A 12,836-nucleotide genomic window follows, 5' to 3' on the forward strand; every position below is an offset into this window, starting at 1 on the left:
GATGATCGTGAGGAGAAAACATGAACATACGACGAGCTCAAATAACAGATGCAGCAGAAATAGCCAAAGTACACGTAAAAAGCTGGCAGCAATCTTATAGAGGTCTAGTAGATGACGACTATCTATTAGAGATGTCGGTCACAGAAAGAGTAGAAAGATGGCGTGAATGGCTGATGCAGAAATCACACATCGTACTTGTTTTAGAAGATGAAAATAAAGAGCTTTGTGGATTTATATCTGGAGGTTCCATCAGATCACAACATCCATATGAGAGTGAAGTATATGCTTTTTATTTATTAAAAGAAGTGCAACTAAAAGGACACGGTACAAAAATGCTTAAAAGATTCTCAGAAGAACTTCTTTCTTTAGGTAAGAAGAGTATGATCGTATGGGTATTAAAAGATAATCCATCAAAACAAGCATATATTTCTTTGGGCGGGAAAAAGATAGATGAAGAACAGATTACAATAGGAAAGCAGCAGATGTTAGAAGAATGCTTTGCTTGGGATGACATAGCTGTAATTCTTACGACTAGTAAGGATCACATGGGTTAAATACATAGTAACAATCTAACTACATTATACTTAAATGTAATTTTCTCTTTCCAAATCATCCAATTTATCGTTACAATGGTAGAAGGTGTAAAAAAAGAAGTTGGTGACGTCATGGAATTTGATTTAATAAATATCATTCATCAATATAGCTACTTTGGTATTTTTTTATTATTGGCACTAGGAATTATCGGCTTACCTATTCCAGATGAGATCCTTTTAGCCACTGTAGGATACTTCATTTTTGCAGGAGATCTTCCAGCTCTGCCTGCTGTATTGAGTGCTTTTTTAGGAGCGATCACGGGTATAACGGGTAGCTATTATTTTGGAAACATCTGTGGTAAACCTCTATTAAAAAGGGTAGGACCAAAATTTGGAGTTTCTGAAGAGAAGATAGATAAAACACAGAATTTCTTTTTAAAGTATGGCAAATCGGCTTTGTTTTTTGGTTACTTTATGCCAGGAATAAGACACCTGACTGCTTACTTTGCAGGAATGTATTCTTTAAATGGGAGACAATTTGCACTTTACGCTTATAGTGGCGCTATGTTCTGGTGTTCGTTCTTTATCGTTATTGGCTATCAGCTTGCAGGTCGATGGGCTTTAGTTATGGAAGTGATCCATAAGGTTGGTCTGTTCGCATTTACAATCGTAATCCTTAGTATTGTTGCGTGGATCATCTTCAAGCCAAAAAATAAAGGCTCCTATTCGAATGGATGGTTTAAATAATAATGTCTTCCAATGCTGGAAGGCTTTTTTTTATGTCTAGAGATAAAATCATGGTTATGTATATTTTCTCTTCAAGAAACAAATTTTATTAGATGACAGTCAAAAATTTTTAAAGGAGTGTCATTTAATGAAAAAGACTATTCTCGTTACTTCAATGGCCGTGATGCTTTCATCGTTTCTAGGTGCTTGTGGGATGAACAACAACGACAAGGACATGGGAAAAGAAGCGCGTAACAACATGACTGAAGTGAACTACGACAATCGTGCTGATCGCAATATGGATAACATGAACAACAACATGGATATGGGTATGGATAATCAATACGACGAAAACACGCGTATGGATGTAGCAGATAAAGCAGCTAATAACGTAACAGATCTTAAAGAAGTAGACGATGCAACTGTTATCGTTACAGAGAACAATGCTTATGTAGCTGCAAAGCTTAAAGGCGGCGAGAGCATGAAGCTTTCGAGAGAAACAGAAAAGAAGATCGGGGATACGGTTCGAAAAACAGATCCTGATATCAATGATGTATTTGTTTCAACGAATCCTGATTTCATCGATCGTATGAACGGATATGCAGATGAAATCAACAAAGGAAATCCTGTTTCTGGTTTCGTAAAAGAGTTTAACGATACGATCAAGCGTGTGTTCCCAACCAACCGTTAAGTGATTAAAGGGCTGAGTATGTCTCAGTCCTTTACTTACGAAAACATTTATTAGAAAATTCATTATATCTGAATATTGACTCCAATCTCATATCATGTTACAAATACATATGGATAAAAAAATATTTCGACAAAATTCGATAAATACAAAATAATATCTTATTGATGACCACGGAGGAGGAATATTACATGCAGATGCGAACGCTCTCGGTGGGCTTAATGTTATTTGCTTTGTTTTTTGGAGCTGGAAACCTGATCTTTCCACCAGCATTGGGTCAGTCAGCAGGCGAAATGGTCTGGCAATCCATGATTGGTTTTTTTATAACAGGAGTTGGTTTGCCTTTACTTGGCGTTATTGCACTGGCTCGCACAGGTGGTGGTTTACAAACGTTAACTGAAAGAGTAAATCCATTATTCGGTTCAGTTTTCGCAATCATCCTTTATTTAGCTATCGGACCATTCTTCGGAATTCCAAGAACAGGTACTGTTTCATATGAAATGGCATTCGTTCCGTTTTTACCAGAAAGTATGAACAACGGCTTAACGCTTTTTTTGTTTACAGTCGTATTTTTTGCTGTAACGTATTGGCTCTCTTTAAATCCATCTAAACTTGTAGATCGGATTGGAAATATTCTAACACCCTTGTTATTGTTAATTATTTTTTCTTTATTAGTAAAAGCAATCATAACACCAGTAGGAAAATTAGGAACTGCATCTCCTGATTATGCTAGTAATCCTTTAGTTAAAGGATTTATGGATGGATACTTGACGATGGATACACTAGGAGCACTTGCGTTTGGTATCGTAGTTATCACAGCCGTAAAGCGACCAGATGTGAAAAAAGAACAAGTGACCAAAATGGTTATCAAGGCAGGTTTGATCGCAGCTACTTGTTTAGCAGCTGTTTATGGCATCTTAGCGTATTTAGGAGCAACTAGTCAGGCACTAGGTCAAACAGATAACGGTGGGCAAATTCTTACGAATGTTGTAGCAGAACTATTTGGACCGTTCGGAAACGTACTACTTGGACTAGCTGTAGCACTTGCTTGTTTGACAACTTCAGTAGGTCTTGTAACTGCATGTGGTGAATTTGCAAAAAAAATGTTCCCAACTGTTTCTTATAAATCAGTTGTACTCATCATGAGCGTTTTCAGTGCAGGTGTTGCAAACTTAGGATTAACTCAATTAATCTCAGTTTCTGTACCTGTTTTAACAGCAATCTATCCGATAGCAATCGTTTTGATTTTGCTTTCTTTCCTACATGAATGGTTCTCTGGAAGGAAGGAAGTATACATCGGTGGAATCGTTGCAACTGCACTGGTTTCAATAGCAGATGGATTAAAAGCTTTTGGACTTAAACTCAGTGCAATCGAACAGATTTATTCGTATATCCCTCTTTATGCAGATGGAATTGGGTGGCTGATCCCAGCAATCATTGGATCGGTTGTAGGTTTTATCATTGCTGTAATAAGAGGTAGAATCGTTATTTTCTCTACAAATTAATCCAAAATGAATGCCTTAGGATCAGAATCCTAAGGCATTTTTTTGATTTTATTTAAACCAACGCTGGTATCTTTTCCTTTATCTTAGCTGCAACGTTTTGAGCGATCCATACGCCACATGCACTTGCTTGGGCGAGACCACGCGTAATTCCAGCACCATCTCCACCAACGTAGAGTCCGTTGATCTCTGACTCAAACTTATCATCAAGCTTCGGACGTGCAGAATAGAACTTAGCTTCTACACCATAGAACAAGGTGTGTTCTGATGCGATACCTGGTGTAACTTTATCTAAGGCTTCAGTCATTTCAATCAAACTTTTCATCGTGTTATAAGGAAGCACAAGCCCGAGGTCACCAGGGACAGCTTCTTTTAATGTTGGACGAAGGAAGCCTTCTTTAATCCGCTTATCCGTAGAGCGGCGCCCTTTTAAGATATCTCCATATTTCTGAACGACAAGTCCACCCATAGAAAGCTGATTAGCAAGTCTTGAAACCTCATGAGCGTATTCAGTGGGTTGATCAAACGGTTCAGCGAATTGATGTGATACGAGTAACGCAAAGTTTGTGTTCTCACTGCCTAGCTTAGGGTCTTTATAAGCGTGTCCGTTCGCAAGCATAATACCGGAATGGTTTTCTACGACTACATGTCCGGAAGGGTTGGAACAGAACGTTCTTACTTTCGTGCCAACAGATGTATTAAAAACAAACTTTCCTTCATAAAGGTGCTTGTTGATCTCTTCCATCACCAAGTTGGAAGTCTCCACACGAACGCCAATATCTACTTGGTTAGCTGTCATTCTAATACGTCGTTTCTTTAAAATCTTAGTAAGCCAAGTTGAACCATCACGGCCAGGAACAATGACTACTTTCTCAGATGTAAGAGAGGTTCCGTCTTTTAAAAGGATTCCTTTTGCTACATAACCATCAGTTGTTCGTTCTGTAATGAGATCTTCAACCTCAGCTTTATATTTCATTTCAATGCGCGTTTTTAAGTACTCATAGATGCTTTTCAGTATTTCAAGGTTTTGTTCTGTACCAAGATGACGCACTTGAGCTCTTAGAAGCTTCAAACCAGCTGCATAGCCGCGCTTTTCAATATCTTTTACTTCTGGTGTCAGCGGGTCAGTAATAGAATCTGTGGCACCGTGCTCCAAGTTAATCTCATCTACATATTTAATAAGTTCAACAACTTGTTCTTCAGAAAGATAATCAGTCATCCATCCTCCAAATTCGCTTGTAATATTGAACTTTCCATCCGAATAAGCTCCTGCTCCGCCAAAACCGTTCGTTATGGAACAAGCTGGTAAACAACCGGCGAATTCTTTTCTACCTGCTGCAGGCGGACATTTTTGAATCTTTTTCTCTAGTATCGGACAAGAACGTGCATAGATATCATGTCCTTTATCTATTAACAAAATCTTTGCATCTGGAAGCTGTCTTGTTAGTTCATAGCTTGTAAAGATACCTGCAGGACCTGCGCCAACAACAATTACATCATAATGGGTATTCATAATAATCCCCCTTGAAATACTTGGTAGTTTTTCTTGAATTGTTTTTTCCCTTGGTAAATATAACAATTATTAAAATGAATTTCAACTGAAATACGAACAATTTAATAAAAAAATATAATTTTATTCGTGTTTTAGTATTAGATGGGGATTGTGCTAAATGAGCTGAAGATTAATAATTATAGAGGATTTTTTTATACGGTGCTGGGTAATATTGATCTGTTACCACACATAATTTCTGAATTCCGCGAGTTTTTGCTGTATGTCCGCGAGTCAAACATGTATCAACAAATCCTACACGCACTATACCCCTAATACAAACAAGCAAGCTACTCTCTCAAAACAAAAAACCTAAAGAAAAGCTTCTTCAGGTTTAGAATCTTATTTTCATGATTTTCCAGCTGTCTGTCATTGATTTTCTTTCCATTAGAAAGGTAAAGGCATCTGTTTGTAATCCATTATCATCGTATTTTTTTACTCTTGCTCTTATTTCAGTTCGTACAACAGGTGGATACCGGGTGCTTGGTGACCTGATCTCATACTGCATGCTTGTGATCCCTTTGAACAGTTTTTTAATAGTAGGATCTGCTAGCAGAGTCTTGTTTAGGACAGGCGTGGCTATTTTTATGTCTCGCTGTTTCATTCCGACTAAAAACATAGAAACAGCTTGTTTCGCGCTTGCTCCAGCTGCGTATTTAGATAGTTGTCCTCCAGCTTTTAAAATCATAAATTGATGAGAAGGGTCAATATTGCGAGAACGATGTGTTGAACTTCCTAAGAAATGTATGCAAAAGTGACCCGGAAAACCGTTTTCTAACGCACCTGCTCCATGAGGCATTCCATGCATGCTACCAGCGAGCATCCTGCCTTTTACGGGAATTAGGATAGCCCGTCGATTCCAACTCCATTTATCGTTGTATAAATGCTTCAAAACAGCTGTATCATCTCGAGTCAAAGGCTGTACGTCAGCATGTTTATTGCCAGCCCTTCTTTGTACTTGAAAATAAAACCCAGTCTCTAGATCCACGACTTTAAATGTGGCACCTTTAGGAAGGAGCTTGTTTACTTTCTCCCACTCTACGACCTCCCCCTTTTTTACAATTGGGAAATAAGTAAGGGGTTCTTTTGCTTCAGAGGTGTGGGGAAAGAAGAAGCTTAAACAAGCTGTTAATAGAACTCCAGTCATGATCTTATTCCACATAGTCAGTCCTCAATTCCGTATGTTTTTCTCTTCCTTAATATGGATTGTTTTGTCCTTTTTATCCTTCAAAAATAAGGAAGTGAATAAAAAGCAATGGATGCTTCGTCTAAAAAGAAAAGGGGGAGCTTTATGAGGATTATAAAAAAATTGTTCATGCAGCTGTTTTTAACGATTATTTCGATCATATTGATCAGCGGACTCCCAGAGTTAATCATGAACAAGAACGTAACCATGTATTTTCAAAAAATCAAAGTTGTTCTATTTGATGTGATTCATTTAAATGAGATGACTTATATGAACCAAGGTAAGCAGAGATTGTTTTTAGACGATATCTGGTCGCCATATCTGTATTCATTAACCATTCTTTTTGGTGCATTAGCCATTGCCTTTTGTATGGCACAGCTCCTTACTTGGTGCACGTTAATTATGCCGATGTTCATAAGAAGAGCAGTGAAAAACATTCTTACGTTTTTAGAATCATTACCCGATCTTCTTGTTTTTGCCCTCGTACAGATGGCAATCGTTCTTATTTTTAAAAAAACAGGAATTCTCGTCTCAAATGTGGCTTCATTAGGGGCTGAGGACAGAATTTATATAGTGCCGATCGTGTGCTTAATGATTTTGCCTTTTGTTTATTTTTATAAAATGATGATTCTTCTTTCAGAAGAGGAGCTTGGAAAGTCATATGTCGAAATGAGTTTAGCGAAGGGCATGCGAAGAATATATGTACTTATCGTCCACGTGACGAGGAATACAAGTGAAGGAATCTTTCACTTTTCAAAATCTGTTCTTTGGTTTATGATCTCAAACCTTCTCCTTGTTGAGGTGATCTTCAATATCCATGGAATCACTCATTATATGTACAGTGATTTTAGACCAGAGATGTTAGCAGCTTGCTTAATTTTGCTCGTTATTCCTTTTTTCCTTTTATATGCTCTTTTCGAATGGACCATCATCCGGTTATCAAGAAGAGGTGAGCTGATTTGATTCGCAGCATTAAGTTTTGGGTCGGTCTAACCATCTTGAGCATATTCATCTTTTCTAGCTTTGGGTTCGCTTTATTTTATGATAGTGATGTTCGCCAAGTTCAGATGCTTTATGATGATGACAAAAACTTGATAGGAGGCGCACCTTTTGAGCCATCTCTCATGTTTCCACTAGGTACAGACCCCTTAGGTTATGATATCAGCCAAAAAGTATTGCAAGGAGCAAAATTCACTCTACTCGCAGTTATTGCGATCGGTGTGTTTCGTGTCCTGTTCAGTTTTATCGTGGCGATTCCATTTGCTTTCTATTTGCCAGAGAAGATCCGTAGAGGGTTAGATCAGCTACTAAGTTCTTTTTATTTTATTCCGCTTACGATCATCGCTGTGTTCATTTTGAGCCCCATATTAAGTGAGCAGTTGAGTGCAGAAGGAGAAGAGTTCTTTCTTTATACGTTCACCGAACGAATTGGTCTTGAAGTCATTATTCTGACGTTCCTCGTAGTGCCATTACTCGGTTCCATGATCGGGAATATGATGGCATCCCTATTAAAAGAAGAGTTTATTGAAGGAGCACGGCTATTAGGGGCTAGCAGGTGGAGGATTTTTACTAAACATGTTATTCCTCATATGTTGCCCAAGCTTGTTATTGTATGGTGTCAGCAATGCGTTCAAGTACTGATTATTTTTACTCACCTTGGTTACTTTAAGTTGTTCTTTGGAGGAACAGATATGGATTTTAATCCGATGATGGCCGATCCACCGAAATCATTGTCAAACGAGTGGTCAGGTCTTGTTGGCGATTATTATATTCAGATTCATGCCAATCCTTATATCGCACTCGGTCCAATCATCATGTTCGGTATCGCCATATATGCTTTTCAGCTTATAGGAGAAGGTTTTCAGCATCACCTGCAAACCAGACATTATAAGAAAGAGAAACGTGATCGCATGTCACGAAAACAAAATCTCGTGGATGAACCGAAATTATCTTTTGATTTCATGCATAAGAGAGGTGCTTAAAAAAACACCACTTTTCTCTTCTCGCCATACTATGTAATATCCTGTGCAGACAGGGGGGAGAGAAATGATTTTTGTTAATGGATATCCGGTAGAAACGGCTCAAATCTCTGGTTTCAAATCGCTTACACCTACACAGAAACAAGTAGGCGAAAAGCTTCAAAAATCCAGAGAATCGTTTTATTACACAAGTCCACATCAGTTTTTATTTGAAGTGGTCATGCGTACAAATATTGTAGCGGCTGCAAACGGTATGCGTGATAGCGGAGCAGGATTTGCAACGTTCGTGAATTCACGCTGCAATCCGCAATATTGGAGAAGAACAGCTTATGGCGGTTTTTTGCTTCGATCAGATGTCCGTCCTTCTGACGCCATCTCAGATATTTTTATCAATGGAAAAAGGTACGGGTTTGAATGTACAACAGCTATAATGATCATGATGTACAAAGCGATTCTTGAAACAATTGGAGCGGGTATGTTTGATCAATTGTTTAACGGGTTGCTTCTCTACAGTACGGAACATGATGAAGATCTACAGATTATTGCTGTACCATCTGGGGATTCGTTGCCAGGAGATGTGAGATATGTTAAAAATCCAGAACATCATCCTAATACGCCTCAATGGCAAGGTGAAAACTTAATCGATCTTGGAAACGGACAATTTTTTGGTCATGGCATCGGAACAGGAACAATTGGTGAGGTTATCGATGTGCTTAATCAAAAAAGAATGCCTGGCGCAACGGTTTCCGCCTTTTTAACAGCGGAGATCATAAGACCGAACTATCGACTAATGTCGGAATACACACGTCATCCAATTCGAAGACTGCTTGGTGGAGTTATATAAAAATGTCCATACAAAAAGACGCAGAGAACTGAAATCTCTGCGTCTATTGTTATTTTATTTTATGAGTTATTGAAGGTATGGTCTTGGATCGACCGCATTTGATTTTGAGCCGTTCCATGGTCCTTTGTGCAATTCAAAGTGCAAATGCTGTCCTCTGGATGCACCAGTGTTACCTTGGTAGCCTAAGAACGTACCTTGAGAAACAGATTGACCTTGACTAACAGCAGGCGTTGATCTCATGTGTGCATATAGAGTTGTATACAGTTGCCCGTTAATAAAGTGCGTAATGTACACAACGTTTCCATAACTGCTCGAATAGTAAGCTCTCGTTACTGTTCCAGATGCTGCTGCAACGATTGGAACTGTACTTCCGCCTTGAGCGATATCCATTCCGTAGTGCATGCCTGCGCTTCTGTTACCAAAACCAGAAGTGATGAATCCTTGTGAAGGCATGATAAAGTCACGACTTACTGGCGCTGGAGCAGGTGTTGGTGCCGGCGGTGGTGTTGGTGAAGGTGTAGAACTAGAGCCGCCTCCAGAGTTGGATTTGTTTCTTTCTCTAGCTGCTGCTTCTGCACGAGCTTTTTCTGCAGCCGCAGCCGCAGCTGCTCTTGCTTCAGCTTCTCTCTTCTTACGCTCTTCTTCTTCACGTTTCGCACGTTCCATTTCAGCTTTAATGGCTGCTTCTTGTGCTGAAAGAAGTTCGTTCGTTTCATCCAACTGCATAATATGATCATGTAGATGGTCTTCTTCCGTCTCTAGTTGAGCGAGAAGCGCATCCTTTTGTTTTTTCTGGTCCGTTAGCTTTTGGTTCAATCCTTCAAGTTCGGTTAAATCTGTATTTAAAGACAAGAGTTCACTTTCAACTTGTCCTTTTTTCTTTTCAACAGACTCTTTATCCTGTTTGTGCTCTTCTAAGATGGCTTTATCTTGTTCAGCAATCACGTTTAATGCAAACACGCGATCAAGGAAGTCACCGAAATCTTTAGAACCCAATACCACATCTAAATAATTTACCGCACCGCCGCTTTCGTACATGGAAGTTACGCGTTCTTTTAGAAGTGCATCACGTTCTTTGATTCTCTTTTTAAGAACATCAATTTCTTTTTTTAGTTTTTCAATAGAAGCTTTCGTTTTTTGGATCGATTCTTTTTTGTTTCCAATATCTTCAAGAGTCTTGTCGATCGAACTCTCTAATTTTTGAATTTGATCCAATGTATGATCTTGCTGATTTTGATTCTTCTTTAATTCACCCTGCTTTTCCGTTTGCTCAGAGCGATTCTTTTCTTTTTTCTCTTTTATCGAAGACAGAGTTTCTGCCGATACCGTATATGTACTGAATACTAGACTGAGAGACAGTGTAGCCATAACTAGCTTACGTTTCAAGATGGGTACTCCTCCTTGTAAGTGCAAATGTTGCCAATTTCTTTTCTGAAGTGATTATACCATTGATTAATCATCAGTTATTGCGAAATAATATTACATTTATATTTCAAAATATTACACATTGAAACATAATTCGACGGAAACTCTGTAGAGATTTGTCTGTATTAGGAAATAAAAAGGTAAAATCAGCGTGCAAATCGAATAGAGAAGTAGGTATATAGAATGGGTTTTCATTACAAAAAAATGTTTGCCCCGTTAGTTTAATAGATTAAGATTCTATATCTTTCTGGTTTGGTTTTTTACTAATTCACATAAAATGAATAAAAAAATTATAACTAATCGTCTAAAGGATAGGGTGTTGGTAAAGGAGGGGATGCACTTGAAGTTCAATCGAGAAATCCATAACGAAGGCATAGATTCACACTCCCTTACTCAGGAAGAATGGGTCGTACAGATTATGGATATATACCAAGACAAGGTGATAAGACTAGCATACACCTATGTTAAGGATCGAAAATTGGCTGAAGATTTAGCACAAGAAGTGTTTGTGAAATGTTACATACATAAAGACAATTTTAGAAATGATTCATCAGTAAAAACTTGGGTATACGCCATCACTGTAAACTTGTGTAAAGATTACTTAAGAAGCGGTTGGAAGAAATACATTCATGTTATGGACCGGTTTGGTAAGTCGAGAGCATCCTCTGTCCTAACACCAGAACTTTCAATCGTCCAGAAAAGTGAACATGAAGCCTTAGCAGATCAAGTACTAAAACTGCCTCTTAAATATCGGGAAGTGATTCTTCTATTCTATTATAAAGAACTAACCGTGTGCGAAATCAGCCAAATCCTAAACAAAAAAGAAGCAACGATCAGAACTTTACTTCAGCGGGGAAGAGAAATGTTGCGACGAAAACTGGAGAAGAGTAGGTGAGATCATGGAGGATCCTTTCAAGCAGCTGCCTGAAATTTTGAACAACGGCCGTATGAGAGCAATAACGTTTAAAGAAGAACATAGACAGAAAGTCCTTCAGAGAACAAGAGATCTCCACAAGCCACCTGCACCAAAAAGCATGTGGTATCACTGGTTTCATCAAAGTTTAAGTCTAGCTCTTGGAGTTGCGTTCATCTTTATTTTTATACAATTTGCCGAAAGCATGCCTTTTCCACTCAAAGAACAAAAAGAAGCTCAATCAATAGCTAAAATCCCTTATGTTAATCAAGCGATCTTAACAAAAGCGAGACATGATATGCGAAACCATCACAAGATTTCAGGTGTGGTGGCTGATCAAAAGAAAGATACTCTTACCGTTTTTATTACGTTTCCAAAGAATCTATCACAAGAGAAACAAATATTTCTTACCGAATCGTATTTAAAAGAAGTATCACACCTTACTTTAAATGAACCATACGTAGTGCAAAAAAATTTGGGAGAGCTATGGAATTATGTTAATGTAAAAGTCTATACAACAAAAGAATCTGAAGACGAGATGTTGAGACAACTTATGCATGTTGAGCAGAACTTCGAGTGGAAAGGTTCGATCAATAAGCATGACGGAATATTGAAATGGGAACGCATACCTGGATATAATAATTAATCTACATGTTAAAAGGTTTTCATTAGAACAGCTAGAAAATAGAATAGATAGGAAACAAGCAAAAGCGGTGAAAAGAATGAAAAAAACACACATTAATTTTTTTACAGAAGTAGGAGCTCAAAAGCCTAATAGTATAAAAAATAAAGAAACACCTTGTCCGTTTTGTCGAATTGATGAGTTAGAGGAAGTTTTGGATAAGCAAGATTCGATCATTCTTGTTAAAAATAAATATACAGTTCTCGATGGTGCCTTTCAAACTGTCTTGATCGAAACAGATGAATGTGAAGGTGAGCTCTCAAACTATTCGAAGGATCATCTATACAAAGTCCTTCGTTTTGGGCTTGAACATTGGAATAACATGTTACACAGCGGTAAATACACGTCTGTGATGTTTTTTAAGAACCACGGTCCTTTATCGGGTGGAACAATCCGCCATCCTCATATGCAGATCATTGGATTAAATGAAGTAGATTGTCTTCACGATTTTTCCGAGAATCAGTTCAAAGGACTGACAATTCTTGAAAAAGAGGGAGTCAGCTTTACTGTATCGACTGAACCAAGAGTTGGGTTCTATGAACTGAATGTCATATGGGAAAAAGACGCAGAGCTTTCTTTATTCGCGGATTGTATTCAAGCTGGAACGCATTTTTTGCTGAATCATTTTCATAGAAGTTGTACAAGTTACAATCTTTTCTTTTATCAACATAACGAAAAGACATATTGCAAGATCATGCCTCGTTTTGTGACCTCACCTCTATATATGGGGTATGGTGTACAGCAAGTAGCGAACAATATTGAAGGAATAGCACAAAGTATTAAAGACCTTTACTTTAAACCATAAGAAA

Annotated in this window: 13 protein-coding genes; 10 read left to right on the top strand and 3 right to left on the bottom strand. The window is 38.2% G+C overall.

Translation table 11 applies throughout. The annotated features are described in order from the left end of the window. The first annotated feature begins 20 nt into the window (after positions 1–20). The 4 genes from FS458_RS04410 to brnQ all read left to right on the top strand — a co-directional run bounded on the left by FS458_RS04410 (position 21) and on the right by brnQ (position 3,452). Positions 21–554 (top strand): GNAT family N-acetyltransferase, encoded by a 534-nt coding sequence (locus FS458_RS04410; protein WP_144698183.1) that lies wholly within the window; start codon positions 21–23, stop codon positions 552–554. A gap of 111 nt (positions 555–665) precedes the next feature. Continuing rightward, on the top strand, positions 666–1,280 hold the full coding sequence (locus tag FS458_RS04415) for a DedA family protein (protein ID WP_186320442.1): 615 nt from the start codon (positions 666–668) through the stop codon (positions 1,278–1,280). 127 nt (positions 1,281–1,407) lie between these two features. Further along, positions 1,408–1,950: a YhcN/YlaJ family sporulation lipoprotein gene (locus FS458_RS04420; protein ID WP_144698187.1), complete on the top strand. Its 543-nt coding sequence runs from the start codon at positions 1,408–1,410 to the stop codon at positions 1,948–1,950. A 188-nt stretch (positions 1,951–2,138) separates the two neighbouring features. Then, positions 2,139–3,452 carry a branched-chain amino acid transport system II carrier protein gene (brnQ, locus tag FS458_RS04425; RefSeq protein WP_144698189.1) on the top strand — a complete coding sequence of 438 codons (1,314 nt, stop codon included), beginning with the start codon at positions 2,139–2,141 and terminating at the stop codon, positions 3,450–3,452. Positions 3,453–3,504: 52 nt separating this feature from the next. Here brnQ and FS458_RS04430 read toward each other — a convergent pair whose 3' ends face one another. Together FS458_RS04430 and FS458_RS04435 are read right to left on the bottom strand one after the other, a co-directional pair. Further along, a complete protein-coding gene (locus tag FS458_RS04430; protein WP_144698191.1) occupies positions 3,505–4,962 on the bottom strand; it encodes an NAD(P)/FAD-dependent oxidoreductase in 1,458 nt (485 codons plus the stop codon). Between the two features lie 370 nt (positions 4,963–5,332). Next, on the bottom strand, positions 5,333–6,160 hold the full coding sequence (locus FS458_RS04435; protein WP_144698193.1) for a hypothetical protein: 828 nt from the start codon (positions 6,158–6,160) through the stop codon (positions 5,333–5,335). Between the two features lie 129 nt (positions 6,161–6,289). Between FS458_RS04435 and FS458_RS04440 the strand changes: the two genes are divergently transcribed. The 3 genes from FS458_RS04440 (at position 6,290) to FS458_RS04450 (ending at position 9,007) form a co-directional block, all read left to right on the top strand. After that, positions 6,290–7,147, top strand: a complete 858-nt coding sequence (locus tag FS458_RS04440; RefSeq protein ID WP_186320443.1) for an ABC transporter permease subunit — start codon at positions 6,290–6,292, stop codon at positions 7,145–7,147. Then, entirely contained in the window at positions 7,144–8,166 is a 1,023-nt protein-coding gene (locus FS458_RS04445; protein WP_144698198.1) for an ABC transporter permease, read from the top strand. The genes FS458_RS04440 and FS458_RS04445 overlap by 4 nt, the downstream gene beginning before the upstream one ends. A 64-nt stretch (positions 8,167–8,230) precedes the next feature. Beyond that, entirely contained in the window at positions 8,231–9,007 is a 777-nt protein-coding gene (locus FS458_RS04450; protein WP_144698200.1) for a protein-glutamine gamma-glutamyltransferase, read from the top strand. A 66-nt stretch (positions 9,008–9,073) separates the two neighbouring features. On the opposite strand, the gene FS458_RS04455 is transcribed toward FS458_RS04450, so the two are convergent. Beyond that, complete coding sequence (locus FS458_RS04455) at positions 9,074–10,393, bottom strand: murein hydrolase activator EnvC family protein (protein ID WP_260858369.1); 1,320 nt, start codon at positions 10,391–10,393, stop codon at positions 9,074–9,076. 379 nt (positions 10,394–10,772) lie between these two features. Between FS458_RS04455 and FS458_RS04460 the strand changes: the two genes are divergently transcribed. The 3 genes from FS458_RS04460 (at position 10,773) to FS458_RS04470 (ending at position 12,832) form a co-directional block, all read left to right on the top strand. Continuing rightward, positions 10,773–11,327 (top strand): sigma-70 family RNA polymerase sigma factor, encoded by a 555-nt coding sequence (locus tag FS458_RS04460; RefSeq protein ID WP_186320444.1) that lies wholly within the window; start codon positions 10,773–10,775, stop codon positions 11,325–11,327. Between the two features lie 4 nt (positions 11,328–11,331). Beyond that, positions 11,332–11,991: a hypothetical protein gene (locus FS458_RS04465; protein ID WP_144698204.1), complete on the top strand. Its 660-nt coding sequence runs from the start codon at positions 11,332–11,334 to the stop codon at positions 11,989–11,991. 76 nt (positions 11,992–12,067) lie between these two features. Next, positions 12,068–12,832: a DUF4931 domain-containing protein gene (locus FS458_RS04470; protein ID WP_144698206.1), complete on the top strand. Its 765-nt coding sequence runs from the start codon at positions 12,068–12,070 to the stop codon at positions 12,830–12,832. The last annotated feature ends 4 nt before the right edge of the window (positions 12,833–12,836 follow it).

The sequence above is a fragment of the Fictibacillus phosphorivorans genome (genome assembly GCF_007673525.1).
Lineage (GTDB): Bacteria > Bacillota > Bacilli > Bacillales > Fictibacillaceae > Fictibacillus > Fictibacillus phosphorivorans_C.